Raw genomic sequence first — 26,263 nt, forward strand, 5'->3', positions numbered from 1 at the left:
CCGTGCCGACCGCTCCCGGGCTGCGCGTCGCTGCTAGAAGTTGTATTCGCCGACGTTGGAAGCATCGACGACGACTGCCGCATCGCCGACGACCACGTTGTCGAAGCCTTCCAGCTGCTTCAGCGAGTTGTAGCCTTCGATGCCGAGGTCGGTGCCGTCTCCGACCTCTTCACCATCGGCGAGGAGCTGGGCGATCTTCAGCTGCGCTTCACCGGCCAGGGCGGGATCCCAGAAGAAGATCTTGTCGATGGATCCGTCGTCGAGGTACTTGCTGGCCACCGACGGGATGCTGGTGCCCATGACGCAGACGTCGTCCTGCTTGCCTGCTTCCTGGACGGCGCGGGCGATGCCGGCCACGTCCGTACCTGCGGACCCCTGGAAGCCCTTGATGTCGGGGTGCTTCGCGAGGACTTCCTTGGCCCGGTCGTAGGCGACGTTCTCGTCTTCCTTGCTCTCGATCGGATCCTCGACGCGGGTCAGGTCGGGGTATTCGGCTTTCTGCTGATCGAGGGCTCCGCTCACCCAGTCCATGTGGGTCTTCGCGGTGAGGCCACCGACGAAGGAGACGTACTCGCCCTTCCCTCCCATGCATTCGGCGAGGTTGTCCATGATCTGCGCGCCGTAGGCCTTGTTGTCGAACGCCTCGATGTCCATGTCCGCATTCTTGATGCCGCTGGCCTCGTGGGTGACGACGACGATTCCTTGGTCCCGTGCCTGGGTGAGCACGTTCTCGAGTCCCTCCGGCGAGTTCGGTACCACCGTGATCGCTGTCGGCGCCTGGGGGATGAGGTCCTGGATGATCTGGATCTGCTTCTCCGGGCTGGCGTCATCCGCGCCTTCCTGGCGGGCATCGATACCCGTGGTCTCGGCGAAGTTGTTGACGCCTTCCTCCATGCGGTCGAACCAGCCGACACCGCTGATCTTGACGACGGTCACCATCGTCATGTCCTCGGGAGCGGCGCTTGCGCCTCCCTCGCTCTTTTCTGCGGTACCCCCGCCGCCGCCTGTTGTTCCGCACGATGCGAGGAGCATCGCGACGGCGCCCACGGACAGGATTCGGGCAGACTTGCTGTGCTTCATGTTCACTCCCTTGTGAAAATGCGGTGCAGCGACCCGCTGCATCAGAGCAGTTCGAGGATGCTGGATGGAGTTGAACTCTAGGGTCGCGTCTGCGGGAGTGTCAACGAATTTGCCTATGTTCTGCGCGGGTCTCTTCACGACTCGCGCAGTTCTGCGCGATGTCGCGCAAACTGCGCAGTACTATGGGCGAATCGGAGTGCCATCGACGTCAGGACCCCTATGTCGCGCCAAGCGGAGATCATCGAGATCCTTCAGGATGAGGGTTTCCAGTCGGTCGTCGAGTTGGCGCGTCGGCTGGGGGTCAATCCCTCCACCATCCGGCGTGAGTTCGAGAAGCTGGAGCAGCTGGAACTGATCCAGCGGACGCACGGCGGTGCCTACCCAGTCAAGCAGACCGACACCCCGTCGCTGATCAAGGAGTCCCTCCACCACAGGGAGAAGGAAGCCATCGGCCGGGCGATGGCGGACAAGGTCCTGGACGGCCAGACGATCCTCCTCGACAGCGGGTCGACGACCCTCGAGGTGGCGAAGCACCTCGACAACTCGCGGTTGACGGTCGTCACGAACGACCTGCGGATCGGTCTGGAGATCGCGAATCGGCAGTGCGCACATCTGGTCCTGATCGGGGGCGAGCTGCTGCCCAATGTGTACACGCTGTGGGGTCCCTCGTCGGTACAGCAGATCGAGCAGCTGCGCGTGGATGTGGCCATCTTCGGCGCGGACACGGTGGACGAGCAGGGGATCTTCAACACGAGCAGCTACGAGCTGGAGCTGAAGCGCACCATGCGGTCCATCGCGAAGGAAGCCTTCTTCGTCGCCGACAGCTCGAAGTTCGGCAGGGAAGCCCTCTTCAAGGTGTTCGGCCTGGACCAGTTCACGGCCGGCATCACCGATGACCTGTTGGACCCCATCCGGGCGTCCCACTTCCCCGTCCCGATCATCAGCGTCAGCCCGCAGAGACTGGCGAAGAAATAACGGCTCTCCGCTGAGCCTCGGCCTGCTGGAGCTCAGGCGACGCTGTCCGCGCCGGCAGGCAGCGTCTGCTCCAGGATGAAATCGTCCTCGAAGCGGTTCCCGAGTCGGAACCGCTTGGTGCCCACCGTGCGGAAGCCACTCTTCGTGTAGAAGCGGATGGCGCGGGCGTTCTCCTGGTTCACGCCGAGCCAGATGCCCGGCAGCCCGGACGCGGCCGCGCGTTCCAGGGTCGCCGTCATCAGGGCGGCGGCGGACCCGCGGCCGTGATGGCCCGGATGCACGTAGAACTTGCTGAGCTCCACGGCCGGTGAGGCGGTCAGTGCCGCCAGGACGTCCGGATCCGACGGCTGGTCCAGCATGATCATGCTGTACCCGGCGATCTCGTCGCCGGCTCGGATGCACAGGATCGTGTGCCCGGGGGCCGCGATGTTCGCGGCGAACCGCTCCGCGGAGAGCTGCGTCTGGATGTGCCGGCGGATGTCGTCCGGGTCCGCATCGGGTGGGCAGGCCAGCGGGAAGGCGACGGCGGCGCACGCGGCGAGGGCGGCGGCGTCGTCGGGCGTCGCCGTCGAGATGTCGATGGTCATGCTCCCAATCTAGGACGAAGCGGGAGTTACCCGAACACGGGCACGCCGTCGCGGGTCAGCTTCCAGCTCTCCTCGAAGAAGGTCGAGGGGTCGATCGTGCCCTCGGCGATCAGGTAGTCGATCAGCAGCTGGCGGATCTCCGTGGTCTGGTTCACCAGCACCGGAGCCGAGGCGATGTGCGGGAAGTTCCCGCCGCCCGACTGCCGGTAGTTGTTGGTCGCCACGGCGAAGCGCTGGGCGGGGTCGATCGGCGCACCGTTGTAGCTCAGGTCGGTGATGCGCTCACCGACGGGCTTGCTGATGTCGATGTCGTAGGAGACGCCGGACATCATGTCGTAGTTGTAGTCGGGCGTTCCCGCGGCATTGGTCAGCGTCGCAGGGTCCACCGGAGCGCCGGGACCGGTCTGGTTGAAGTACTTCGCCGAGTACTCGAGGTAGTCCTTCACCTGGGCGCCGGTCATCTCCACGCCGAACAGCGTGTTCGGGAAGACGTACAGCCCGGCCATGTCACGGATGGTCACGGGACCTTCGGGGATGACGGCCGCCCGGTTGAAGGGCGCCACGATGGACAGGACGGGCAGGTCGGCGTTCGGCGTCCCCTCCAGTGCCTTGTCGACGGCGCCGGCCTGCACCTCGTTGACGAAGTCCATGACGGCGGTGTCACGGATCCGCGCATCGGCGGCGGACATGGTCTCCGTCGCGGTGCCGATGGGGGTGTTCACGTAGTCGATGACGCGCTGGTGCTGCTCGGCGATGATCGACGAGACCTTCGGATCGGCGGGCACGGTGTTGGCGTTCAGCAGTTCCGACGACGCCGACGTGACGTCCCACTGTCCGCGCACCTTCGTGAGCTCGAAGTCCATCACGGACAGGCGCATGCCCCAGTTCTTCGGTTCGGTCAGCAGCACCTGGTCGCCGGTCTGCTTGTTCGTGACGAAACGCTCCGGGATCTCCTGGTGCGCATGCCCCACGAGGATCGCGTCGATGCCGGGTACCTGCTCGGCGAGCTGCGTCGACGCGTTCTCGAGGGGCAGGTCGCCGCCGTAGGACGAGGTGCCCGAGGTGCCCGAGTGCGAGCTGACGACGACGACGTCCGCGCCGGCGGCCTTCATCTCGGGAACGTACTTCGCGGCCTGCTCGACGATCCCGGGGAAGCGGAGCTTGCCCTCGACGTTGTTCTTGTCCCAGATGGCGATGCCCGGGTTGGTCAGGCCGAGGATGCCGACCCGGATGGGCTTCTGTCCCGCGAGCTTGACCGTCTTGATGACGTAGGGCGTGAAGGCCTCCGCCCCGGTGGCCGAGTCCACGACGTTCGCGCCGAGGAGCGGGAAGTCGAGCTGGTCCTCGTACTTGCGCAGGAGCGGCAGCCCGTAGTTGAACTCGTGGTTGCCCAGCGCCGCGGCGTCGTAGTCCATGGCGTTCATGGCGGCGGCCATCGGGTGGGTCTCGCCGCTCTCCGTGACCGGCTCGACCGTGGCGAAGTAGTCCGTCAGCGAGGTGCCCTGGATGGTGTCCCCTGCGTCGATGAGGAGCGTGGACTCCTTCCCGCGGTCGGCGCGGACCTGGTTGATGAGGCCCGAGACCTTGGCGAGCCCGACGTCGTTGTGGGCGGCGTCGTCGTACTCCGCATTGGTGAAGTAGTCCCAGTTCTCGATGTAGCCGTGGAGATCGCTGGTCCCCAGGACGGTGATGGTGGCCGTCCGGTCCTCGGGACCCTTGCTTCCGCCGGGTGCGGCGGTTGCTGCGGGCGCGAGTGCGAGTGCTGCGACGCAGCTGACGGCGACTGCCGCGATGGCGCGGCGGTGCCCCCTGATGAAACTTTCTGACACGTGGAATCAGCTCCTGTTGTGGTGCGGTGGCGCCAGCTTATCCGTGACCGGTGACACACTGGGAACGGTGGGCTTATTCCCGGATGAACGGGGAGGTCCGCCGTTCGCCACGCGTCCATCCGGGCATTCCGTCCGGATCCAGGTCAGGGAGGACCATCATGACAGCGGAGTCGGAGCACCAGGACGCGTATCGCGAGGACTTCCTCGGTCCCGGCTACGACGTGCGGACGCTGCCGCTGCGGCCCGACGACGAGGGCCAGGTCGTCGCGACGCTGGTCCGCTCTGCCGTCCCGGGCGGCTCACGCCGGGCCGTGCTCTATGTCCACGGCTTCGTGGACTACTTCTTCCAGACCAATCTCGCCGAGGCATGGCGCGAGGCGGGGTTCGACTTCTACGCCCTGGACCTGCGGAAGTACGGGCGCTCCATCGGGGAACACCAGACACCCAACTACGTCACCTCGCTCGAGGACTACGACGAGGAACTCGACGAGGCCGCGCGGATCATCCGCGAGGACGAGGGCCACGAGGTCCTCGTGGTCATGGGTCACTCGACCGGTGGCCTGATCACCTCCCTCTGGGCACACCGGCGGCGCGGCCTCGGCATCGTGGACGCGCTCGTCCTCAACAGCCCCTGGTTCGACCTCAACGCCAGCCTGTTCCAGCGCACCGTGGGCACGGTGGCGGTCCACCGGATCGGGACGCTCAAGCCTCGCACCGTCGTCGGGAAGCTCGGGACCTCCTACGGCCGCTACCTGCACCGGGAGACCGGCGGGGACTGGGACTACAACCTGGCGTGGAAGCCGCACGGAGGATTCCCCGTCGTCGCGGGCTGGCTGCGGACCGTCCGGGCCGGCCATGCGCTCCTCAACCGTGGGCTCGCCATCGACTGCCCCGTGTTCGTCGCGTGTTCGGACGCCACCTCGAATCCCGTGCGGGAGCCGGAGCGGATCTCGTCGACGGATGTGGTCCTCAACGTGGACCACATCGCAGGACGGGCCCCCCGGCTCGGCCGGCACGTCACCCTGGTGCGCATCGAAGGGGGCATCCATGACCTCGCCCTCTCGCCGGAGCCGGCCCGGTCCAGGTTCTTCGACGAACTCGCGCGCTGGCGGGCGGCCTACGTGCCGGAGGTCCGCGCGACGTCGTAGGTGAGGAACGCGAACTGGCCCTGCTGCTCGACGGACCGCAGCGTGAGCCGGTCCGATTCGACCCGCAACGGCAGCAGCGGGGCTCCTCCCGTCAGCGCGACCGGCGCGATGGACACCTGGATCTCATCGAGGAGTCCGGCCGCGAGGAACTGCCCGGCGAGGTCGCCGCCTCCGACCACCCAGATGTCTTTATCGCCCGCTGCCTCGCGGAAGCGCCCGAACACCGCGCGCACGTCGCCCGATACGAGGTGCACGTCCGCGCCGTCCGGGACCGGGAGGTCCCGCGTCGTGAAGACGAAGGTGGGGCGCTCGCCGTACAGCGTGCCCCACTTCCCCGGATCGGCGAGCAGCCCCTCGAAGTCCAGCACCCACTCGTATGTCGTCGAGCCCTCCACCAGGACGCCGACCGTCCCGAGGAAGCGCTCGTAGAGCCCGGGCGGCGGAGGTTCGACGGCGAAGAGCCAGTCCAGCGAATTGTGCTCATCGGCCAGGAATCCGTTGAGGGTGGAGGCCGTGTAGTAGATGACCCGCGTCATGGTTCATTCCACCACCGAAGCGATGCCGGGGTAAGGGGGCCTGGAGCGTGTCTCCTAATGGCGCGGGGTGGCGTACGGGACGATCTTCGCCTGTCCCGTGACGCTGTTCTGACCGCTGCGCAAGTGACGCTGTTCTGACCGCTGCGCAATGGGCTCGAACCATTCAATGCCGCCCTGGTCCTCCGGTCCAGTGAACCGCGCGGGCAACGCCGGTAGTGCCACTACTCCCTGCCGTCCTCGAGCGGGATGAGCATGGTGCGGAACGGACCCGTTGCGGCATGGAGGCCCCAAATACGATCGGCGACGTCGTCGATGCCATTGGCAAGCTGAAGCTTAGGAATGCCCCCGGGGATCACGAGTTGCGCGACACGGACGCCCTCAACCTCGAGTGCGTCGTGGAGCATCTCACCGTAGGCGCTCTCGGCCGGGAACGCGACCGATGTGCCTGCGAAGTCGGCGCGTGCCTTGACCGAGGTTCCGCCGTTGATCAGGATGACGCTGCCGTCTCCTGCCTGACGCATCGCTGGTAACACCGTGCGCACCGCGTGAATAAGCCCGAGAGCCGAGAAGCTCAATGCTTCCAATGCCAGCTCGGGGGTCATGTCGAGCACCGGCTTCAGGTAATCACGCGATGGGAGTGGGCTGTACTGCAACGTGGTGATCGGTCCCAGCTCTGCCGCGGCACGTGTGAGGGCGTCCTCCAGCGCTGCCGGTACCAGCACGTCTGCAGCGTAACCACGCGCGGTCAAGCCGCCGTCCTCGAGCTTCGCGGCCATGACGTCAAGCTTCGACTGGTTCCTCGAGATCAGGGCTATCGAAAAGCCTTCGCGCCCAAACCTTCGCGCAACTGCCGCCCCGAGTCCCGGTCCAGCTCCGATGATAGCGATGACGGGCACGGTGGGTTTCCTTCGCTTGATTAATGTCTTGACATTAGTGCGGTCAGGTTTGTCAGCATCACCGCCGACACACCCGAATCCTTGACTCTAGTTCACGCCTTCGCTTCTCGCGAGCCTCAAGCGAGACCGTATACCTCCGCCGGCGGGCCCTGGTTCACGGGCCGGCCCAGAAAGCACGCCGCGCGCTTGGAGATGTGAGCATGGGGAAATCTTTGGGACCAGCGACGGACAGGTCGAAGTATCCAGCTAGAGCTAGAAGTCGCTTCGCGCGGGCGGCGCGACCGAACGATTGAGATCTCAGCCCGCTGCTAGCGGTTGTAGTTGGGCATGGGTCCGCGCAACCCGGCTCCGACGGTGTCACAGGCTTCCACGATGCCCGGGTCCAATGGGCCCCGTTCGAGTATCTCGAGGTTGAAGGCAAGCTGGACCGGTTTGGAGCCACCGAAGAGGATGGATCCGGTGACGGGCTGCGAGAGAAGCCAGCGAAAGGCTAGTTCCACGAGCGTCATGCCCGCAGACTCCGCGATGCTTGAAAGCTCGGACACTGCATCGAACAATCGCCGATCCCAGTAGCGTTGGCGATACATTTCCGCGAGGCGGGAAGTGCCGAACCGTCCGTCGTCCGGGGTGGAATCAAAGCTGTGGCGACCCGTGAGTAGCCCGCCGCCCAGCGGGTTGTAGACCATGGTGTGAAGGCCGGTCACGTGGGCGAATTCGGCGTACTCTTCCTCGATGCGGCGAGCGATCAGGTTGTAGAGCTGTTGCGCGACGACAGGGCGGGGCGCGCCGGCGTGGTCCGCAGCGATGTTCAGCTCGCTGATCTGCCACGACGCGAAATTCGATACACCGATTGCTCTGATCTTTCCCTCAGCCACCAGTTCGGCTACGGCGCCTAACGTCTCGGACAAGGAAACAGCTCGATCCGGTTGGTGCAGATAGAAGAGGTCGATACTGTCGGTGCCGAGTCGGCTCAAGCTGCCTTCCAGGGAACGTCGCAGTCCGGGGGCTGACAGTGGCGAGTGCTGACCGGCGTCGGGATGAGGCATTCCTGCTTTCGTCGCGAGAAGGACGTCGTCGAACCGGTTGCGCAGCAACCGGCCGAGGATCTCCTCACTGGCGCCACCTGCATATCCGTTCGCAGTATCGATCGTCGTGATGCCCGCATCCAGGGCCGCCTCCAGCATTGCTGCTGACCCGGCTTCGTCCACTGTGTCACCGAAGGTCATGGTGCCGAGCACCGCGACCGACAGGGGTTTTTTCAACCCCTTGAGCGTTGCTGTCTTCATGTAAGCCTTCCTACGTACTCGGATTTGTGGATTCTTGACCGTGAACGTGGCCGCGGTGTGCGACACCGCCTACGATGCCTGCGGGGGTGCGGGAGAGAAGCACCGATCGCGGGAAAAAGGACGACGTCGAAGGTGATCGGGAGAGCACCGCCTCGTATGGCGACTACTCATCCACTGCGTCCCACAGATCGGCACGATGATGTGCAGGGTCGCAGGACAAGGAAGCCGCCGGCTCGGAAGCTACGTCAACGAGCAACCGGTAGGACGGTACTCCCAGTACCCGTTGATCGTTCTCGGTCACTGTCGCTTCAGCACGTATGTTTTGAGGTCGCGCATCGTCTGCGCCATGTGACTGTCCATGGCGAGACGAGCCGACTCGGCACCACCTGATGCGAGCGCCGTGATGATCTCCGCGTGTTCACGGATGGCGTGGGCCTGGATTTCTGGCACACGGGAGGTTTCTTTTCGTCGGGCTGCAATCACCCGGGAGAGGGGCTCGAACATCACTGCGAGAAAGACGTTGCCGGAGGCGTGAAGGATGACGTTGTGAAATGCCAGGTCCGCTTCGACGAACCGGGTCAGATCGGCCGTGTCGTGGGATTCCTGCATGGACGTCAGGTGGTGTCGCAGGCTATCCAGTTCATTCGTGGTGATACGGGTGGCAGCGAGTTCCGCGGCGCCGGTCTCCAGCATTCTGCGCACTTCGATGAGCTGAATGGATGCTTCTGCATTATTGCCGGCCTCCATGGTGGCCCGAAGGACCATGTCCATCGATTCCCACCGGTTGACCGGGTTGACGAAGGTTCCCCGGCCCCGCTCGATGCGGACAACGCTCTGAGCCTCAAGTGTCTTGATGGCTTCGCGGACGGTGAGCCGGCTGACATCGTGATGCGCCGTGAGTTCCAGTTCCCCTGGTAAAGCTGCATCAGGGGGGAAGTCGCCAGCAATAATTCGATCGAAAAGATGGTCTGAGACCATGCTTACAAGGGATTGACGGGCCATGGCAGTGTCCTAACTGTCGAGTAATTGATCACGATCTCGTTTGTTTCAGTGCTGTCGGCCTCGCTCCTCCTTGTGCGTTGACCCAAGTGTATGAGGTCTGACGACCCCAGGGACTGAGTGCAGGCAACCAGGGCGGTCAGCCCACTGCAGTTTCTGTCCCTGGGGAAGTCGAGAGTGCCGTCGATGGCGCTGAGTTCCTCGGCGGGCAGGGTGAAGCCGAAGATTTCCAGGTTCGAGGTCATGCGCTCTGGCGCAACCGGTCTGGGAAGGACGATCATTCTCTGCTGGGTATGCCACCTCAGCGGACTGTACGCGGGACGGCGACACCCGGTGGACGCACCTCGTTCGCACCTGCTCGGGCCCGACCTGGAAGACGCCGAAGCCGGCCTGAGGGATGCTGACACGCCGCCAAGGGTAGTCATGAGGGTAGTCATCACGAATTTTGTCTTCTTCTGGTGAGCCAAAAACGATTTCTGACGCTCTATTGACAGAGTAGGACCGCGGACGAACAATAAGACATCAGATGTCGATCATCTTATGTCAAGGGAGACATGATGTCGCAAAAAATTGCCATCCTCCATACCAGCTTCGTTTTCGTATCGGTCGAACCTGTCATCACCGACCTGATCACCGAACTGATCCCTGACGCGGAAATCCTCCACTTCGTCGATTCCGATGTCCTGGCAACGGTCGTGCGGGAGCAGGGGATTTCCTCGAAGAGTGAAGAGCGGATGACGCACCTTGCTCAGGCGGCTGAAGCCGCCGGTGCCGATCTCATCTTCTCCGCTTGCTCGTCGCTCGGACCCGCTCTTGATGTGGCTGCCCGTGCCGTTGGTGTCCCCGTCATCAAGATCGATGAAGCGATGGCCCTGCGTGCTGCGTCAGAGGGAATCCGCATCGGCGTCCTTGCGACCGTGCCGACGACACTGGGACCCACCTCGGATCTCATCCAGGCCAAGGCGGATGGACTGAACCGTCAGATACAGATCGAGCAACGGCTCTGCGAGGGCGCTTTCGATGTCCTGATGGCAGGAAATCGGGACGAACACGATGCGATGATCACTGCTCAGGCCGTGGACCTCGCAAAGAGGGTGGACATGATCGTGCTCGCTCAGGCTTCGATGTCCCGATTGGCCGAGTCCCTGACCAAGACAACGGGTCTGGTAGTCCTTGCTAGTCCGCGGATGGGTGTCGAATATCTCGCCGAGCGCGCACACATGCTCCCTGCATGAACCGCAGAACGGACGAACTGCTGAGCACGCGCTCAATGCTCGCTGAGTAGGGACTCCCAGCACAACGGATACCTGAGGGCACGGAAGGCAATTCGCCAGTGGTCAACCCTCCGGTGTGGTTGCCGTGTTCGACGACAATCCGACCGACACACAGCCCGTCATGATGTTCCCTTTCCAGCGTTCGCCAGCTGTTCTCGTATCGGAAGAAAGCTTCCAGCTCCCGATCCGTCACCTCATCCTTCCCTCTATCGTTCCAACGCATGTCAATAAGCAGAGATTACAAAGGAGTAGTAATGCGTAAAGTTCCAATGGCGATCGCGTTTTTCGCGACAGCCGCTCTTACCCTTACGGCGTGCGGCAACGGCGGCGATTCTGGCGGCAATGCTGCAGGCGGCGCCGAGAAAGCCTCCGGCGACCAGGGTACGTTCGTATTCCTGCCGAAGTCGCTCAACAACCCGTACTGGGTCGATGCGCGCGAAGGCATGGAGGCCAAGGCTAAGGAGCTCGGTGTTGAAGCCCAGTTCCTTGGACCCGACGCTGACGATGCGGCAGCGCAGGTCGCGATCTTCGACTCGGTCCTTGCGACGAATCCAGCGGGAATTGCAATCTCGCCCAACGATCCAGCAAGCGTGAAGGACAACATCGCCAAGGCAACGGCCGCTGGTATCCCGGTCATCGCCTGGGACGGGCCAGTACCCGACAGTGACGTGCTTGGCTACATCGGCACGGACAACGTCGCAGCCGGTGAACAGGCTGGTGAGGCCCTGGCTCAGGCGATCGCTGAAAAGGGAAAGGTTGCGGTGGTCATCGGGAGCCTTAGTGCGGTGAACCTGAACCAGCGTCTCGAAGGTGTCAAGAAGGCCCTCGAGAACTACCCGGACATCGAAGTGGTCGCCACCGAGGAATCGGGTGAATCAGTGGCCACGGCCCAGACCAGTGCCGAGACGATCCTGCAGGCCAACCCGGACCTTGCCGGCTTCATCGGCATCGGAGGATCGGATCTTCCGGGCATCGCGGGCGCGCTCAAGTCGGGGAACCAGTGTGGTGACGTCAAAGCCGTCGGCTTCGACGTGGTCCCGCAGGGAGTTGAGGGCATGGAGGGCGGCTGCGTGGACGCGCTCATTGCCCAAAAGCCGTTCGGCATGACCGCCCAGGCGCTGGAAATCCTCAAGGCCTTTGACGAGGGAACCTCCGAACTCGAAGACAACTTCACTGTCGACACGGGTGTCGAAACCGTCACGCCGGACACGCTTGAGGAATTCCAGAAAACCGACCATTGACCGGAACCGTCATCGTCGAGGGATAGAAGCGGGTGGGCCCTCATCACCTCGCCGGCCCACCCGCCATCGCGGCGATTCATCCCAGAAGGAGCAGTCATGGCGCAGCACCCGCTCGTCTCGATGCACGGCATTACGAAGAGGTACCCCGGCGTGACCGCTCTCAGCGACGTGACCCTGTCTGTCGATGCGGGCGAGGTTATGGCTCTCGTCGGCGAGAACGGTGCGGGTAAGAGCACTCTGCTGAAGGTACTTGCAGGCGCGGTCCGTGCTGACGACGGGACCATCCGCGTCTCCGGCGAGACCGTCAATATCGTGACCCCCCGGGATTCGCAGAGCCACGGAATCGCGGTCATCTACCAGGAACTCAACCTTGCGAACGACTTGAGTGTCGCAGAAAACATATACGTCGGGCGTGAACCGAAAACCCGTCTCGGCACCATCGACTTCCGTGCCATGGACCGCGGTTCAGCCGAACTTCTAGCCGTTCTCGGCATCGCCAACATCTCGCCACGGACGATTGTCGGAGATCTCAACATCGCCCATCGGCAGATGGTGGAGATTGCCAAAGCCCTACTCATCGAAGCGCGAGTGGTGGTAATGGATGAGCCGACCTCATCGCTCACCGAAGAAGAGGTCGATACCCTCCTCAACCTCGTCCGTCGTCTCCGTGCCCAGGGTGTCAGCGTTATTTACGTATCCCACCGCATGCGGGAGATCTTCGAGATATCCGATCGGATTACCGTGATGCGCGACGGCTCAGTGGTCGGAGTGCTCGACGCGGCCGTATCGGCCCCGGGGGATGTGGTGCGCATGATGGTCGGCAGGGAGCTGGATGACCTCTATGGAGTCCGTTCCACAGCGGTCGATCGGACCACAATTCCCACGCTGGACGTGCGAAGCCTCAGTGCAGGACGTCTGCTTCACGACGTGAGTTTCACAGTGCACCCAGGCGAAATAGTCGCACTCGCTGGATTGATCGGAGCTGGCCGCAGCCATGCAGCCATGACCATCTTCGGTGCCAGACGTCGTTCGGGGGGAGAGATCCTCATCAACGGAAAGCCACTTACTCTCCGCACTCCTGGCGAAGCCATGGCTGCTGGCATCGGCTTCGTACCCGAAGACCGTAAGGCACAAGGTCTCTTCCTCGGTCTTCCGGTTCGCGAGAACATGTCGTCCGCTTCGCTCGGAAGCATCAGCCGTCTGTTCATGGTGTCCAAAGCTAAAGATCGAAGCATGGCGAAGGACTACGCGACAAAGCTAGGACTGCGACAATCTGCCGTCGAAGTCGGGGCGGGCACCCTAAGCGGTGGAAATCAGCAAAAGGTCGTGCTGGCACGTTGGCTGGCTCGCCATCCCCGCCTCCTCATCCTCGATGAACCCACACGTGGTGTCGACGTCGGAGCGAAAGCCGAAATCTACGCACTCATCCGATCCATCGCCCAGGAAGGCGTCGCAGTGCTCGTCGTCTCCTCCGAACTCACCGAGGTCCTCGGCATAGCTGATCGCATCGTCGTCATGCGGGAGGGACACGGAGTCGGCGAACTGAACGTATCCGAAGCAAATGAGAAGAAGGTCATGTCGATGGCCACTGGAGTACAGGAGGACGCGTCATGACTATCAAGGGAGATACCGTGAACACCCAAACCGCCGACGGCGGCGCTGCAGGGCCGACAGGCCCTGCAACATTCGGGGACCATATTCGCCACCATTCGATGAGGGTCATCGGAGCGAGGGAGTTCACCCTCGCGGCCGTCGTGGTTCTACTCATCATCGTTCTTTCGTTCGTGTCTCCGTTCTTCTTCACTCCGGGCAACCTGACCGTCGTCGGCCGGCAAATCGGGTTGGGCCTCATCATCAGCGTCGGAATGACATTCGTCATCCTGATCGGTGGCATCGACCTTTCCGTCGGATCGGTCGTCGCGTTGGTGAGCGTGCTCACTGGCCAGTTCATGGTCACCATCGGCCTCAACCCTGCGGTCTCGGTGCTTCTTGCGCTCCTTGCCGGGGTCGCAGTCGGGTACGTCAACGGAATCATCAACGCTTTCGGTGGACTGCCCTCATTCGTCGTGACCCTTGGAATGCTTGCAGTGGCCCGCGGCTTGGCCCTGGGCATCACCAGTGGCTCAACGATCAGCGGCTTCCCGGAGAGCTTCCTGTTTCTCGGGCAAGGACAGTTGCTTGGCATCCCCATCCCTATTTACGTCGCCGCCGTCGTGGCAATCGCCGCCCATGTGGTCCTTTCACGCACGATGTTCGGCCGTCACGTCTACTTCGTGGGCTCGAATGAGGAAGCTGCGAAGCTCTCAGGAATCCGCGTCCGCCGCATTAAAGTTACCGTCTTCGTCATCGCCTCGACGCTGGCCGCCGTCTCCGGGATCCTCGAAACGTCCCGATTGAGCGTCGGGCAGCCTGCTGCCGGCAGCGGATACGAACTGGTGGCAATCGGCGCTGCGGTGATCGGTGGCGCAAGCCTCTTCGGAGGAGTAGGCAGCATTCTGGGTACCGCGCTCGGAACAACGCTTCTTTTGCTCATCCAGAACGCACTGATCCTGCTCGGCATCTCTCCCTATTGGCAGCAGGTGTTCAGCGGCGTAATCATCGTCGCTGCCGTCGCCCTGAACATGTGGCGAAAGAAGCGCGGGTAGCCCTCAGTGCAGCAACAACCCCATCCCCATCTCTCGTCGTCCAATAACCCCGTCGACGTGTACCAATCCAAGGAGACAATATGAAGGTCCTCATCACCGGCGCCCACGGAAAAGTCGGACGCGCTGCGACACAGGCAATGATCAACGCGGGACACGAAGTACTTACGACTGACCTAACGCGCCCTGGCTTCGAGCGCAAGCCCGCAGGCACACCGAAGTACACCATGGCTGATCTCACCGACGCCGGCGAGGCCTACGCCGTGGTACGAGGAGCGGACGCGGTGGTGCACGTTGCTGCGATCCCCGAACCGACGGGCAACCCGCCCCATGTCGTTTTCCAGACGAACCTCATGGCAACGTTCAATGTCCTCGAAGCGGCCGTACGTTTCGGCGTCAAGCGTTTCGTGTACATCTCGAGCGAAACCGTACCCGGCTTCTTCTTTCCGGAGCGTGACTTCCTTCCCGATTACGCACCGGTCGACGAGGAGCATCCGCTCCGTCCTCAAGATCCCTACGCGCTGTCCAAGCACTTCGGAGAGCAGCTCATGGACGCAGCTGTCAGGCGATCTGATATTCAGTGCATCTCGATCCGGCCCAGTTGGGTGCAGTTCGAAGGTAACTACGAGGTCAACCTCGGGCCACAGATTCGCGACAGCTCAGTACTGAGCCCGAACCTGTGGAGCTACATCGATGCATACGACCTGGCCGACGCCATCGTGCTTGCTACCGAATCCGACCTGCCCGGACACGAAGTGTTCTACATTGCTTCCCCCGATAACGTGGGCGGCCACGACTTCGCCGAGATCCTCTCGAAGCACTACGGCGACCAAATTGAGCTGCGCGAACTGAGCCGGCCGGATGCCTCCGGCATCTCCAGTGCCAGAGCCCAGGAGATGCTCGGCTGGACGCCGAAACGGTCCTGGCGCGACTACTTGGACTCCGAGGGCAAGGCCCTCAACACATAGTCATGGCTGGAAGGGCTGGAGGCACCTCCAGCCCTTCCGTAACGTCTCATCAGCTATTCGCTGAACCCGCTCCCGCCCACCGTGAACTCAGTAATCCTCACGTCAGGAAAGTCTGGTTTGTCAGGTCGACGACGATTCGTCCCTGCCATTCGTATCCACGATTTCAAGACAGCTCAAGGCGTCGTCGCAGGAAGCGAAGCCGGCCGGGAACAAGTGATCCTCCAGGTTCCACCTCAACCCACCGGCAGGAGTGCAGGGCACACGGTTCATTGCCGCGCTTCGGGTACTCGTCGCTCACGCTTGAACCCGTGTATGCGTTCAACCTGATACGCCTCGGATACGGAACCAATGAATGCGCATGGATTGGACGCCGCAGACCGGGGCTGTAGGTGCTTGTTCACTCCGGGTGACTCGCTGTGATCGCCATCTGCCAAGACGTAAGCCCATTTATCAGACATATGACTGTCGAGGAGTACCCGATGCTACTCAGCAAGGCTCTCAAGGCTTTCCCGGACTCCGTAGCTGTAGCTGCCGGGGACGTGCGGAAGCACCTACCGGACGCTGTCTTCGTCGTCCTCGACGACGACCCGACGGGGACCCAGTCCGTTGCCGACCTGCCGGTACTGACGTCCTGGACAGTCGAGGACATCACGTGGGCCCTGGCTCAAGGGCATCCTGCGTTCTACATTCTGACCAACACGCGTAGTTTGCCGGAGGATGACGCTGCCGTCCGCAATCGGGAAATCGCTGCCAACGCCTTCGCCGCTGCCCGGACCTCGGACACAGAACTCATCTTCATGTCGAGAAGCGACTCCACGCTCCGCGGCCACTTCCCCCTCGAGACCGATGTGCTGGCGGCGGCCCTCGCCGAGCGCTCTGGGCAGGCAGTCGACGCCGTCGTGCTGGTACCAGCCTTTCCTGACGCCGGTCGCGTCACCATCGATTCTGAGCACTACATGCTCGAGACTGGGGAGCTGACGCCCGTCTCCGCCACCGAATTCGCCCGCGATGCCACCTTCGGTTTTCCTTCCTCGAATCTCCGCGAGTACGTCAGCACCAAGACGCATGGCCGTATCGGTGCCGATGATGTCCTTGCCCTTACCCTCGACATCATCCGGGGTGGCCCGGAGCAGACCGCGGACCTGCTGTCGAAGGCGACCGGCAACACGCCAGTGGTAGCCGACGCTGTCACGGAGGACGACCTGCGTCTCATCGCTCTCGGTTGCCACCTGGCGCACCGGCGCGGCACAACGGTGCTTTTCCGAGTCGGCCCACCATTCGTCCGGGCAGCGATCGGACAGGAACCACACGCCCCGTTGCTGACGTCGGAAATCTACGCCGGCCGTCAGTCCTGCAGCACCGGCGGACTCATTGTGGTGGGCTCGCATGTCGGTGTGACCAGCCGGCAACTGCACCATCTCACTGACGCCCTCCCGCAGGCCTCAACCGAGGTGATCGAAGTCGACGCCGTCATCAGCGAAGCGACACGCGCGGACCACCTCGGGAAGGTTGTCACGCGGGCCGTCGATGGTCTCGCCCACGGAAACGTCGTGATCCACACCAGTCGGACGCTCGTCAGCGCTGCAAGCGGAGAGGAGAGCCTAGCAATCTCGCGCAAGGTTTCCGCAGCCGTCGTCGAAGTGGTCCGACGGATCCTCGAATCCTCTCCACCGCGCTTCGTCATCGCGAAGGGTGGAATCACCTCCTCCGATGTCGCGGTCCACGGACTCTCGATCCGCCGAGCAATGGTCCGGGGTCCTATGCTGCCGGGCATCGTCTCGCTGTGGGAGCCCATGGACGGACCGGCGCGTGGCATCCCGTATGTGGTCTTCGCTGGCAACGTCGGATCCGACACGGCACTCACTGACGTCGTCCGCACGCTATCCGCCCCGTCCAGCGCCGCTCCTGACCCTGCCGGCCCCCGACCAGAGGAAGCACGATGACCAGCCAGCCCTATTCCGTCGCCGTCCTGGGGCTGGGTGCGATGGGGCTCCCTATGGCGATACGCCTCGCATCCCGACTCGCCGTGCACGGATTCGACATTGCGGCAGAGAGACTCCGTCTCGCCAAAGAGGCGGGGATCCTCACATTCGACACTGCGGCGTCAGCGGTCGACGGCGCCGACGCCGTGCTTCTGGCCGTCCGCAATGCCGAGCAGCTGAGCGCCGTGCTCTTCGGCGCCGATGGCATCGCACCTGCACTGAAGCAGGGAGCTGTCGTCATCATGACTAGTACGGTTGGTGTCGATGCGGTGCTGGATGTTGCGGAGCGACTCGCGGTGCTGGGTGTGGATCTCGTCGATGCGCCCCTCTCCGGTGGCCCGGTAAGGGCGGGTGACGGTGACCTCCTGATCGTCGTTGGCGCGTCCGCAACGGCACAGACGGCGGCGGCCCCCGTCTTGAATCTGTTGGCTTCCACCCTGACCGTCGTGGGTGACAAACCGGGAGACGGACAAGCGCTGAAGACTGTCAACCAGCTGCTGTGCGGCGTGCACATCGCCGCTGCTGCCGAAGCTCTGGCACTTGCGCAGTCGTTGGGCCTCGACCCCGCGAAGACAATAGAGGCTCTCCAGGCCGGTGCAGCAGCATCCTTCATGCTGGGGAACCGCGGACCCCGCATCCTGCAAGCGTGGGACCCCGAGGGTGCCGAGGTACTGAGCCGACTGGACATCTTCGTCAAGGATCTCGGGATCGTGACGTCGGCCGCTCGAGCGGTGTCCCTGCCCACTCCACTGGCCGCAGCGGCCGAACAGCTCTTCCTGCAGGGCCAAGCGCAGGGACACGGCGCCCAGGATGATTCCGCTGTCATCACCGTCATCGCGCCGACGAAGCCCGTTTTCCACTCCTAACCTGCGTCCTGCACCGCATCCGTCTGGGTCATCTCCTCCTTCGTCGCGGTGTAGGAACTCCCTACCAGAGCCAACACGAAGGCCTTGGGGCGGGCTGAGTTCGAAGACCCATCACCTCGCCGACGGGCGAGGCCCGCCCCTGGTGATCCTCGTCGGTCCGGACCGGACCGGACCGGACCGGGCAGGGCTGGGCTGGGCAGGCAGGGCACGCGCCGATCTTCCCGATCCTGAGGAAGCACCTGCGCCCCTCCGGGCTGGGCATGGGTGCTACGACAAACTCGCCCTCATCTACTGCGGCGGTGCCGTCCTCAGATCAAGCACACTCTGGCTTCAAGCATCAGGAGACACACCCTGGTCCTTGCGACTCGACCCCGCTGACGAACTGCCGCACCAGTGCGTCGAACTCCTCCTCACGTTCGATCTGCGGCATGTGCCCGCACTTCTCGAACAGGTGGAACTCCGCATGCGGGAACACCGTGCGGGCGTGCTCCAGATGTGACGCCGGGAGGACCCGGTCCTCGTCGCCCCACACCACGAGGGTGGGTTTCCGCTGGGCGGCGACCGTGCGGAGGAGTTGGGTCCGCCACCGCCGGCGGACGCCGCGAACGGTGCCGAGGTGCCGGGCGACGGCGAGCAGGACCTCGTCGTATCCGGGGTTCCTGCCCACCTCCTGCGCGTGGTCGAGGCGCTCCTCGGTCACGAACCTCTTGTCGTAGAACAGCGAGCGCTCCGTGCGGTACGCGGCCTTGCGGGACTTGTCCTTCAGGAGCCGCCGGCCGATCGGCCGGATGGCGAGGATCCGTAGTGCGAGCGTCACCTCCTTGCCGAACCCGGCGCTGTTCACGAGCACCATGCTCCGCACGCGCTGGGGCTCGAGGGCGCTGATCTTCATGGCGACGGCGCCACCGAGCGAATTGCCGACGACATGCAGGGGCCGGTGCTCGCCGAGGGTGTCGAGCGCGGCGAGGACGAAGCGGGCCATCGACTCCATCGAGTACCGTCCCTCGGTCCTCTCGGACAGCCCGAAGCCGGGCAGGTCCACGCTGAGGACACGGTGGTCGGGGGCGAGCCGGCCGTACAGTCCCTCCCAGTCCTCGAGGCTGCGGCCGATGCCGTGGAGCAGCAGGACGGGAGGCTTTTCCCGAGCGCCCTCGTCGCGGTAGCGGACGCGGATCCCGCGGACCCGCAGGAAGCCGTCGTCAGGCGCTGCCGCACCGGGTGCGGACGCCTCGGAGCTGGACGAAGGCCCGACGCCGGCACGTGCCCCGCTCACCGGCGCACCTTCCCGGCCAGGCGGAGGAGTGCGGTGGCGCGGCGTTCCAGCGTGCCGAAGGACATGGGCGCGACGCGGGCGACGACGTCGGGCACCTTGGCGCTCAGCCCGATCAGCAGGCGTGGCGTGCGGGCCTTCACCGCCCCGAGGATGAGTTCGGCGGCCTGGTCGGCCGGAAAGGTGAGCAGCTTGTCGAAGTCGTCCTTCGCCTTCCTCACCTCCGCCTCGCTGAGGTTGCCGCCGATGCGTGCATTGCGTGCGATGTCGGTCCGGATGCCGCCGGGATGGACGGACGTGGTGCCGATGCCGCGCGGCAGGAGTTCGTTGCGGAGCGCTTCCGTGAAGCCGCGCAGGGCGAACTTGCTGGACGAGTACGCCGTCTGGCCCTTCGGTCCCACGAGGCCGAAGAGGCTGGAGACGTTCACGATGTGCCCGCCGGGGGAGATCGTCGGCAGCAGGCGGTGGGTGAGCAGCACGGGCGCGGAGAAGTTGATGGCCATCACCCAGTCGAAGTCCTCCATGCTGATCTGGTCGAACTTCCCCGCGAGGGCCACGCCGGCGTTGTTGATCAGCAGGTCCACGGTGTCGGTCGCGGCGAGGAGATCGGTCGCGAGGTGCTCGACGGCGTCGCGGTCCGCGAGGTCCGCGACGAACGTCGTGACCCTGCTGCCGGGATAGGTGGAGCGAATGGAGGACGCGACGGCGTCGAGCCGGGAGGCGTCGCGGTCGACGAGGAGCAGCGTGCTTCCGCGCTCGGCGAGCTTGCGGGCCAGGTGTTCGCCCATGCCTCCGGCGGCTCCGGTGAGGACGGCGGTGGCGCCGGCGAACTGGAAGGGTCGGATGCTCACGCGTGGATCTCCTGGAGGTCGGGTGCAGGGGTGCTCGGAGGTGCGGGGACGTCGAAGACCATGTCCTTCGCGAGGTTGCCGTGCAGTGCGGTCGGCGCGTCCAGCAGGTAGTTCTGGCGCATGATCCACGGCTGGCGGTCACCCTGCTTGGGGAAGGCCGAGACCGCGCGCTGCACGTACCCCGACGTCAGGTCGAGGATGGGATGAGCCTTCATCCCGCCGTCGGCGGCCGGCGCGCCGTAGCGGTGGCCGGTGCGGTCCAGGTACTTGATAAAGCGGCAGACGTAGCGCGAGCTGAGGTCCGCGCGCAGCGTCCACGAGGCATTGGTGTACCCCACGCAGAGGGCGAGGTTCGGCACCCCGCTCACCATGAGTCCCCGGTACACCCAGGAGTCGCCGAGGTTCACGGGCTTCCCATCGACGGTGAAGGTGGCACCGCCGAGGGGCAGCATCGACAGGCCGGTGGCGGTCACGACGACGTCGGCCTCGAGTTCCTTCCCGGACGAGAGGCGGATGCCGTGGGGTGTGAAGGTGTCGATGGTGTCCGTCACCACCGAGGCCTTCCCGGACTTCAGGGCCCGGAAGAAGTCGGCACTCGGTGCGACGCAGAGCCGCTGGTCCCAGGGGTTGTAGGCGGGTGTGAAATTCTCGTTCAGAAGCGTGTCGTCGCCGAGGATCCGCGCCGTCTGGGAGCGGATGAGCTTCTTGGCGAGCTCCGGGCGGCGACGGCACAGCTGGAAGAAGGCCTGCGTGAACAGGACGTTCTTGGCCCGTGCGATGTGGTGGGCGATTCCTGCGGGCAGATGGCGGCGCACGGCGTCGGAGAACTTGTCCCGGCTCGGGACCGCCGTGATGTAAGTGGGGGAGCGCTGCAGCATCGTCACATGCGCTGCGTCCTCCGCCATGGACGGCACGAGGGTCACGGCGGTGGCACCGCTGCCGACGACGACGACGCGCTTGTCCGCGTAGTCCAGGTCCTCGGGCCAGAACTGGGGGCGGACCACCTCGCCCTCGAAGGACCCGAGGCCCGGGAAGGTCGGGTCGTAGCCGTGCTCGTAGTTGTAGTAGCCGCTGCAGAGGTAGAGGAATCCGCACGTGAGACGTCGGCGTTCGGTGGTGCCGTCGTCGTCCGTGACGTCCAGTTCCAGGGTCCACCGGGCGTCGTCGGAGGACCACGCGGCGTCGACCAGCTTCGTGCGGAACCGGATCCGCTTCTGGATCCGCGGATCCTCGGCGGTCTCCCGGATGTACATGAGGATGGACATGCCGTCGGCGATCGCCTTGGGTTCGGTCCACGGGCGGAAGGGGTAGCCGAGGGTGAACATGTCGCTGTCGGAGCGGACGCCCGGATAGCGGAAGAGGTCCCACGTGCCGCCGATGGCACTGCGGGCTTCCAGGACGGCGAAGCTCTTGTCCGGAAGTTCGGTGGAGACGCGGTAGGCGGCACCGATGCCGGAGAGCCCGGCGCCGACGATCACGACGTCGAGGTGTTCGAGGGAGGATTCCATAGGTCCATTATTCTGGGGTCGTCGGTCCTTCTGCTTGACTTCGCGCGACAGCTATTTACCCTTGGACGACATGGGCTCCGTGATCCGATCCGCAGGCATGCGCGGCTTCCGCGACGTCGTCGAACAGTTCGGGGGCGACGCCCAAGCGCTCACGGCGCAGTACCGTGTGCCCGTCGAAGCCCTCGACAGCGACGACGTCCTGGTGTCCGACGTCGCCATGGCCAAGCTCCTCGAGGGTGCGGCGCGCGTCCTGCCCTGCCCGGACCTCGGCCTGCGCATCTCCGAGTACCAGGACATCGGGATCCTCGGCCCGCTCGCCGTCGCCGTGCAGAACTCGCCCACCGTCGGCGCTGCCCTGGAGTGCGCATCCCAGTTCCTCTTCCTCCACAGTCCGGTGCTGCGCTTCACGATCGTGTCCGACCCGGAAGGACGTCCCGGCGATGTCGGCCTCTGCTACGGGTCCTCCGAGGGCACGCCGCCGCGGCAGGCCACGGACGCCATCCTTGCCTTCTCGCATCGGATGATCCGCTTCCTGGTCGACGGACCCTACGCCCTCCATTCGGTGCACCTCTCGCACACGCCGAAAGCTCCTGCCGCCCGGTACGCCGAATTCTTCGGCGCCGAGGTGCGCTTCGATGCCCCCGCGTCCCTGCTGCGCGTGCCCCGCAGCCTCCTCGACCGTCCGCTCGCCGGGGTCGACGACACGCTGCGGGAGATCGCGCTCGACTACCTGCACAGCCACTTCCCGGAGCCGGGTCGGGTGGTCGCTCCGCAGGTCCGGAACGCCATCGACCGTATGCTCGGCACCTCGCCGCCCCGCATCGACTCCGCGGCCCGGCTGCTGGGGATGCACCCGCGGACGCTGCAGCGGCGGCTCGCCGCGGAGGGCACCGCGTTCGAGGCACTGCTCGACGACGTCCGCCGCGACTCCGCGTTCCGGTTGCTCACACGCAGTGACCTGCCCCTGCAGCAGGTCGCGGGACTGGTGGGCCTGTCCGAGCAGTCGGCCCTCACGCGGTGCGTGCGCCGGTGGTTCGGGGCGACGCCCAGCGCGGTCCGTTCCGGAGCCGGCCCGTCGGTCCCGGCCGGGGCGGCGGATGCCGGCGCCTACACTGGCAAGCACCAGCGGGAGACCGGAAGAACGCAGGTCGGAAGGGGGAGCGGTGGGGATCACGAGCGCTGACGTGGCGCGCGAGAGCGGTGTCTCGAGGACCACCGTCAGCTACGTCCTGACCGGCCGTGACGGCGTCCATATCTCGGAGGAGACCCGGCGCCGCGTGCGGGAGACCGCGGTCCGCCTCGGCTACGCGCCCTCGGCTGCCGCCCGTGCCCTGCGCACCGGGCGCAGCGACCTCGTGCTGTGCATCCTTCCTGACTGGCCGGTGGGCCCGGTGATCGAGACCCTGCTGGATGAACTCGCCGACGAACTCTCGGGCCGGGGGCTGTCCGTGCTCGTTCACCACGGGCGGGGACAGCGCTCCCTGACCGACCTGTGGCGTGCCGTGACGCCCCGCGCCGTGATCGGCTTCGCGCCCTTCGCCGAGGAGGACCTTCACGCCATGCGGCAGGCGGGCATCCAGGTGCTCGGAACCCGCGGCGAGGAGCACCAACCCGACCCGGCCCTGCCGTCCGAGACCCAGCTGGAGATCGGCGCGCTGCAGGTCCGGCACCTCGCCGCACGGGGTCGGCGGCGTCTCGGCTACGCGTGGCCTGCCGATCCCCGGCTCGAGGTCTTCGCGCGCGACCGGCTCCTCGGTGTCCGGCGTGCCTGCGCAGCACTGGGCCTTCCGGACCCGGTGGTGCTGCCCGTCGCCCTCGATGCGCCGGCCGCCGCTACCTCGGTCCGCAGGTGGCGAGGGCAGGGGGTCGACGCCGTCGCGGCCTACAACGACGACGTGGCGCTCGCGGTCCTCGCGGGCCTCCGGGCAGAAGGGCTGTCCTGTCCCGAGGACTGCGGTGTGGTGGGTGTCGACGACATTCCGGCGGCGAGGCTTGCCGCGCCGCCGCTCACCACGGTGTCCCAGTCGATCGAACTGCAGGCCCGCTTCCTCGCGGCGCTCGTGCTGGCGGACCTCGACGGTTCGGCGGAGAAGCCCGGGCATCCAGGCCACGGGCTGCACCTGGTGGAGCGGGAGTCCGCCTGACGGTCGGTAGCGTCGCTGGCGTGCATCGACGACTCAACGGGGCGCGGCGGGGGATGCACTCAGCCGGCCAACCCGACCCGGGTGTACCGCCATAGGTTGGGACCCGGTCGCGGCGGTCCCGGCGCGAGGAAGGGCGGGACGCAGGAAGGGCCGGAGCAATGCTCCGGCCCTTCCCATCACTGCGATGTCGTAGCGCCTGACCCAGCGCCCGCCGTAACCCTGCGTTACGGGTAGCGCACCAGGTAGCTCGGCGTCCCCGTGTTCGCGTTGCTCACGGGAGCACCGGCGTCATTCACCACGTGGTCGATCGTGCCCGCACCGAGGTTCACGGTCAGCACGTGGTTGAGGACGACGCCCGGGGTCTCCGGCACCTCGAAGCCGTGCGAGGCATGGATGGTCGGGTCCACGTTGGTGAAGATGTACGAACCGCCGCCCCACAGGGTGTGGTGCTTCACGTCGTCGGCCACCTTGTAACCGGCCCAGCCGAGGACGCCGTCGTGCTGCCAGGCGGCCTGGTTCGGCGGATCGTAGGGGAGCTCGTTCTGGAAGAAGACCGTGCGGCCGTTCTCGCCGTTCCAGATCACGTTGTACTCCTGGTAGTGCTCCACAAAGAGGCCGGTGGCGGTGACGTTGTCGCCGTTCACGATCACACCGTTGCGCCCGGTGCTGACGTCCCAGCCGAAGGAACCCGCGATGCCGTGGTCGGCGCGCCATACCCAGGTGTGGTCGATCAGGACGTTGTCGCTGTTGACCTCGAGGCTGACGTCGGCCTTGCCCACGTGGGGGCCGCCGATCCGGAAGTAGACGTCGCTCAGCGTCGTCGGGTTCTGCGGGTCGCTGTGCGGAGCGCCGTTGTTGCCGTTCCTCGTGCCCACCTGCAGCAGGACGGGCGAGTTGACGGTGCCGCCGTCGATCGTCACACCGGCGATGACGACGCCGGGCACGTCCGCGACGCGCAGCGGGGTGGCGCCGTCCACGGCGGTGAGGGTCGCGTGGCCCAGGCCGAGGACCACGGTGTCCGCCCGCTTGACCGCGATGGTCTGCGCGATGTCGTAGACGCCGGGGGTGAGGAGGAGGTGCTTGCCGCGGGCGAGCGCGGTGTTGATGGCCTGCACGGAGTCACCGGGGCGTGCCACGAAGAACTCGGACAGCGGGATGGTGCGCCCCGCGGTCGTGCCGTCGCCCCAGGAGATGCCGCGCGAGTTCGATTGCGCGGCGGGCACACGGACGCCGTAGGCGCCCGAGGGATCCGCGACCAGGTATGGCTTCTCGCGGCTCACCGGGGTCTGGTTGAGTGTCGTGTACGGCGGGTCGGGGAACGTGCCGTCCGCGGGGGCGCCCTCCGTGCCGGAGAAGACGGCGTTCCAGACACCGTTGGACCAGCTGCCGATCTCACTGTTGCGGGTGAACCACTGCTGCTGGGAGCCGTTGACGATCGTGCCGGCTCTCGAGTCGGCCAGGTAGCCGCCACTCGCGAACTGGGGCCCGGCGGTGCAGTAGTCCATGAGCGAGAGGGTGCCGCCCGTGACGTTGACGCGTCGGAGGGACACAGCCTGGGAGACTGCCCAGAAGTTGGCCGTGGCCCGGCAGCCGTCCTGGCCCGCACCGTTGACCTTCAGCGTCAGGTTGGACAGCGTCCGCCAGAAGTTGTTGAGCGCGATGCAGTTGGTCGTGCCGTTGTCGTCGAGGCAGCGGTTGTAGACCTCGATCTTGCCGTTGATGGTGACGTCCGAAGGCGATGCACCCAGTCCGGCGACCTCGGTGTAGTAGCCCACCCGGAACTGCAGGGGCTGGGCGTCGGTGCCGTAGGTGCCGGGCAGGAACAGGAGGGCCTCCCGTTCGGTGCCCATCTCGTTGTCGATCTGCCGCGCATTGACGGCGTCGACCGTCGCCTGGATCTCGCTCACGGGCATGCTCGGGTCGAAGACGGTCACATTCGGCCCGAAGTCCGGCGTCGGAGCCGGGGTCGGGGGCGCCTTCTGGGCGACCGGCGTCGTGCCTGCGGGGTCCAGGGGTGCTGCGATGGCCGATGCTCCCGTGCCGGCAGCCAGGAGCAGGGTCACTCCGAGCGCCGCTGCCAGGCGTGTGCGCCCGGTCCTGGGAGGGTGGGGGATTGTCATGCGTAACGGTTCCTCTCCGTCGAGGTGGTCCTGCCGTTGGCGGCCCGGAAGTAGTGAATCG

22 protein-coding genes are annotated in these 26,263 nt (G+C 65.2%); 11 read left to right on the plus strand and 11 right to left on the minus strand.

From position 1 onward, the window contains the following. Positions 1-33: 33 nt before the first annotated feature. Entirely contained in the window at positions 34-1,080 is a 1,047-nt protein-coding gene (locus P5G52_RS15260; RefSeq protein WP_301229071.1) for an autoinducer 2 ABC transporter substrate-binding protein, read from the minus strand. Positions 1,081-1,299: 219 nt separating this feature from the next. On the opposite strand from P5G52_RS15260, the gene P5G52_RS15265 reads away from it, so the two are divergent. Next, positions 1,300-2,055 (plus strand): DeoR/GlpR family DNA-binding transcription regulator, encoded by a 756-nt coding sequence (locus P5G52_RS15265; RefSeq protein ID WP_301229073.1) that lies wholly within the window; start codon positions 1,300-1,302, stop codon positions 2,053-2,055. A gap of 32 nt (positions 2,056-2,087) precedes the next feature. On the opposite strand, the gene P5G52_RS15270 is transcribed toward P5G52_RS15265, so the two are convergent. Together P5G52_RS15270 and P5G52_RS15275 are read right to left on the minus strand one after the other, a co-directional pair. Further along, the gene (locus tag P5G52_RS15270; RefSeq protein ID WP_301229075.1) at positions 2,088-2,642 is read right to left on the minus strand and encodes a GNAT family N-acetyltransferase; all 555 of its coding nucleotides are present in this window, start codon (positions 2,640-2,642) and stop codon (positions 2,088-2,090) included. 26 nt (positions 2,643-2,668) lie between these two features. Then, positions 2,669-4,471 carry a bifunctional metallophosphatase/5'-nucleotidase gene (locus P5G52_RS15275; RefSeq protein WP_301229077.1) on the minus strand — a complete coding sequence of 601 codons (1,803 nt, stop codon included), beginning with the start codon at positions 4,469-4,471 and terminating at the stop codon, positions 2,669-2,671. Positions 4,472-4,629: 158 nt separating this feature from the next. Between P5G52_RS15275 and P5G52_RS15280 the strand changes: the two genes are divergently transcribed. Then, positions 4,630-5,619 (plus strand): alpha/beta hydrolase, encoded by a 990-nt coding sequence (locus P5G52_RS15280; RefSeq protein ID WP_301229079.1) that lies wholly within the window; start codon positions 4,630-4,632, stop codon positions 5,617-5,619. On the opposite strand, the gene P5G52_RS15285 is transcribed toward P5G52_RS15280, so the two are convergent. The 4 genes from P5G52_RS15285 to P5G52_RS15300 all read right to left on the minus strand — a co-directional run bounded on the left by P5G52_RS15285 (position 5,589) and on the right by P5G52_RS15300 (position 9,339). Continuing rightward, on the minus strand, positions 5,589-6,155 hold the full coding sequence (locus P5G52_RS15285; protein WP_301229081.1) for a dihydrofolate reductase family protein: 567 nt from the start codon (positions 6,153-6,155) through the stop codon (positions 5,589-5,591). The two genes, P5G52_RS15280 and P5G52_RS15285, sit on opposite strands and share 31 nt — an antisense overlap. 221 nt (positions 6,156-6,376) lie before the next feature. Next, positions 6,377-7,051, minus strand: coding sequence for an SDR family NAD(P)-dependent oxidoreductase (locus P5G52_RS15290; protein ID WP_301229082.1), 675 nt, complete (start codon positions 7,049-7,051; stop codon positions 6,377-6,379). A gap of 308 nt (positions 7,052-7,359) precedes the next feature. Continuing rightward, on the minus strand, positions 7,360-8,337 hold the full coding sequence (locus P5G52_RS15295; protein ID WP_301229083.1) for an aldo/keto reductase: 978 nt from the start codon (positions 8,335-8,337) through the stop codon (positions 7,360-7,362). Between the two features lie 297 nt (positions 8,338-8,634). Beyond that, positions 8,635-9,339 (minus strand): FadR/GntR family transcriptional regulator, encoded by a 705-nt coding sequence (locus P5G52_RS15300; RefSeq protein ID WP_301229085.1) that lies wholly within the window; start codon positions 9,337-9,339, stop codon positions 8,635-8,637. A 554-nt stretch (positions 9,340-9,893) separates the two neighbouring features. On the opposite strand from P5G52_RS15300, the gene P5G52_RS15305 reads away from it, so the two are divergent. The 7 genes from P5G52_RS15305 to P5G52_RS15335 all read left to right on the plus strand — a co-directional run bounded on the left by P5G52_RS15305 (position 9,894) and on the right by P5G52_RS15335 (position 18,309). Next, positions 9,894-10,571: an aspartate/glutamate racemase family protein gene (locus P5G52_RS15305; RefSeq protein ID WP_301229087.1), complete on the plus strand. Its 678-nt coding sequence runs from the start codon at positions 9,894-9,896 to the stop codon at positions 10,569-10,571. Between the two features lie 293 nt (positions 10,572-10,864). Next, entirely contained in the window at positions 10,865-11,851 is a 987-nt protein-coding gene (locus P5G52_RS15310) for a sugar-binding protein (RefSeq protein ID WP_301229089.1), read from the plus strand. A gap of 96 nt (positions 11,852-11,947) precedes the next feature. Further along, on the plus strand, positions 11,948-13,465 hold the full coding sequence (locus tag P5G52_RS15315) for a sugar ABC transporter ATP-binding protein (protein WP_301229091.1): 1,518 nt from the start codon (positions 11,948-11,950) through the stop codon (positions 13,463-13,465). Continuing rightward, the gene (locus P5G52_RS15320) at positions 13,462-14,496 is read left to right on the plus strand and encodes an ABC transporter permease (RefSeq protein WP_301229093.1); all 1,035 of its coding nucleotides are present in this window, start codon (positions 13,462-13,464) and stop codon (positions 14,494-14,496) included. The genes P5G52_RS15315 and P5G52_RS15320 overlap by 4 nt, the downstream gene beginning before the upstream one ends. Before the next feature lie 80 nt (positions 14,497-14,576). Further along, a complete protein-coding gene (locus P5G52_RS15325; RefSeq protein WP_301229095.1) occupies positions 14,577-15,461 on the plus strand; it encodes an NAD-dependent epimerase/dehydratase family protein in 885 nt (294 codons plus the stop codon). A gap of 458 nt (positions 15,462-15,919) precedes the next feature. Next, positions 15,920-17,404 carry a four-carbon acid sugar kinase family protein gene (locus P5G52_RS15330; RefSeq protein WP_435868705.1) on the plus strand — a complete coding sequence of 495 codons (1,485 nt, stop codon included), beginning with the start codon at positions 15,920-15,922 and terminating at the stop codon, positions 17,402-17,404. Next, the gene (locus P5G52_RS15335; RefSeq protein WP_301229100.1) at positions 17,401-18,309 is read left to right on the plus strand and encodes an NAD(P)-dependent oxidoreductase; all 909 of its coding nucleotides are present in this window, start codon (positions 17,401-17,403) and stop codon (positions 18,307-18,309) included. Before P5G52_RS15330 ends, P5G52_RS15335 begins: the two co-directional genes overlap by 4 nt. Before the next feature lie 337 nt (positions 18,310-18,646). On the opposite strand, the gene P5G52_RS15340 is transcribed toward P5G52_RS15335, so the two are convergent. The 3 genes from P5G52_RS15340 to P5G52_RS15350 are packed head-to-tail and all read right to left on the minus strand — an operon-like array spanning position 18,647 to position 21,938. Further along, positions 18,647-19,582, minus strand: a complete 936-nt coding sequence (locus tag P5G52_RS15340) for an alpha/beta fold hydrolase (RefSeq protein WP_301229102.1) — start codon at positions 19,580-19,582, stop codon at positions 18,647-18,649. Beyond that, positions 19,579-20,430, minus strand: coding sequence for an SDR family NAD(P)-dependent oxidoreductase (locus P5G52_RS15345; RefSeq protein ID WP_301229104.1), 852 nt, complete (start codon positions 20,428-20,430; stop codon positions 19,579-19,581). Before P5G52_RS15345 ends, P5G52_RS15340 begins: the two co-directional genes overlap by 4 nt. Next, positions 20,427-21,938 carry a flavin-containing monooxygenase gene (locus P5G52_RS15350; protein WP_301229106.1) on the minus strand — a complete coding sequence of 504 codons (1,512 nt, stop codon included), beginning with the start codon at positions 21,936-21,938 and terminating at the stop codon, positions 20,427-20,429. The genes P5G52_RS15345 and P5G52_RS15350 overlap by 4 nt, the downstream gene beginning before the upstream one ends. Before the next feature lie 70 nt (positions 21,939-22,008). Here P5G52_RS15350 and P5G52_RS15355 point away from each other — a divergent pair, with 70 nt between their 5' ends. Together P5G52_RS15355 and P5G52_RS15360 are read left to right on the plus strand one after the other, a co-directional pair. Then, on the plus strand, positions 22,009-23,121 hold the full coding sequence (locus P5G52_RS15355) for an AraC family transcriptional regulator (protein WP_301229108.1): 1,113 nt from the start codon (positions 22,009-22,011) through the stop codon (positions 23,119-23,121). Beyond that, a complete protein-coding gene (locus tag P5G52_RS15360; RefSeq protein ID WP_301229110.1) occupies positions 23,102-24,082 on the plus strand; it encodes a LacI family DNA-binding transcriptional regulator in 981 nt (326 codons plus the stop codon). The genes P5G52_RS15355 and P5G52_RS15360 overlap by 20 nt, the downstream gene beginning before the upstream one ends. 224 nt (positions 24,083-24,306) lie before the next feature. Here P5G52_RS15360 and P5G52_RS15365 read toward each other — a convergent pair whose 3' ends face one another. Then, entirely contained in the window at positions 24,307-26,202 is a 1,896-nt protein-coding gene (locus tag P5G52_RS15365) for an adenylyl cyclase (protein ID WP_301229112.1), read from the minus strand. Between the last annotated feature and the right edge of the window lie 61 nt (positions 26,203-26,263).

The sequence above is a fragment of the Arthrobacter burdickii genome (genome assembly GCF_030433645.1).
Classification (GTDB): Bacteria; Actinomycetota; Actinomycetes; order Actinomycetales; family Micrococcaceae; genus Arthrobacter_D; species Arthrobacter_D burdickii.

Excerpts from the sequence above, each read along its gene's own strand:
- P5G52_RS15260 (WP_301229071.1), bottom strand. The coding sequence starts at position 1,080 with ATGAAGCACAGCAAGTCTGCCCGAATCCTGTCCGTGGGCGCCGTCGCG.
- P5G52_RS15265 (WP_301229073.1), top strand. The coding sequence starts at position 1,300 with ATGTCGCGCCAAGCGGAGATCATCGAGATCCTTCAGGATGAGGGTTTC.
- P5G52_RS15270 (WP_301229075.1), bottom strand. The coding sequence starts at position 2,642 with ATGACCATCGACATCTCGACGGCGACGCCCGACGACGCCGCCGCCCTC.
- P5G52_RS15280 (WP_301229079.1), top strand. The coding sequence starts at position 4,630 with ATGACAGCGGAGTCGGAGCACCAGGACGCGTATCGCGAGGACTTCCTC.
- P5G52_RS15285 (WP_301229081.1), bottom strand. The coding sequence starts at position 6,155 with ATGACGCGGGTCATCTACTACACGGCCTCCACCCTCAACGGATTCCTG.
- P5G52_RS15295 (WP_301229083.1), bottom strand. The coding sequence starts at position 8,337 with ATGAAGACAGCAACGCTCAAGGGGTTGAAAAAACCCCTGTCGGTCGCG.
- P5G52_RS15300 (WP_301229085.1), bottom strand. The coding sequence starts at position 9,339 with ATGGCCCGTCAATCCCTTGTAAGCATGGTCTCAGACCATCTTTTCGAT.
- P5G52_RS15305 (WP_301229087.1), top strand. The coding sequence starts at position 9,894 with ATGTCGCAAAAAATTGCCATCCTCCATACCAGCTTCGTTTTCGTATCG.
- P5G52_RS15310 (WP_301229089.1), top strand. The coding sequence starts at position 10,865 with ATGCGTAAAGTTCCAATGGCGATCGCGTTTTTCGCGACAGCCGCTCTT.
- P5G52_RS15315 (WP_301229091.1), top strand. The coding sequence starts at position 11,948 with ATGGCGCAGCACCCGCTCGTCTCGATGCACGGCATTACGAAGAGGTAC.
- P5G52_RS15320 (WP_301229093.1), top strand. The coding sequence starts at position 13,462 with ATGACTATCAAGGGAGATACCGTGAACACCCAAACCGCCGACGGCGGC.
- P5G52_RS15325 (WP_301229095.1), top strand. The coding sequence starts at position 14,577 with ATGAAGGTCCTCATCACCGGCGCCCACGGAAAAGTCGGACGCGCTGCG.
- P5G52_RS15330 (WP_435868705.1), top strand. The coding sequence starts at position 15,920 with ATGACTGTCGAGGAGTACCCGATGCTACTCAGCAAGGCTCTCAAGGCT.
- P5G52_RS15335 (WP_301229100.1), top strand. The coding sequence starts at position 17,401 with ATGACCAGCCAGCCCTATTCCGTCGCCGTCCTGGGGCTGGGTGCGATG.
- P5G52_RS15350 (WP_301229106.1), bottom strand. The coding sequence starts at position 21,938 with ATGGAATCCTCCCTCGAACACCTCGACGTCGTGATCGTCGGCGCCGGG.
- P5G52_RS15355 (WP_301229108.1), top strand. The coding sequence starts at position 22,009 with ATGGGCTCCGTGATCCGATCCGCAGGCATGCGCGGCTTCCGCGACGTC.
- P5G52_RS15365 (WP_301229112.1), bottom strand. The coding sequence starts at position 26,202 with ATGACAATCCCCCACCCTCCCAGGACCGGGCGCACACGCCTGGCAGCG.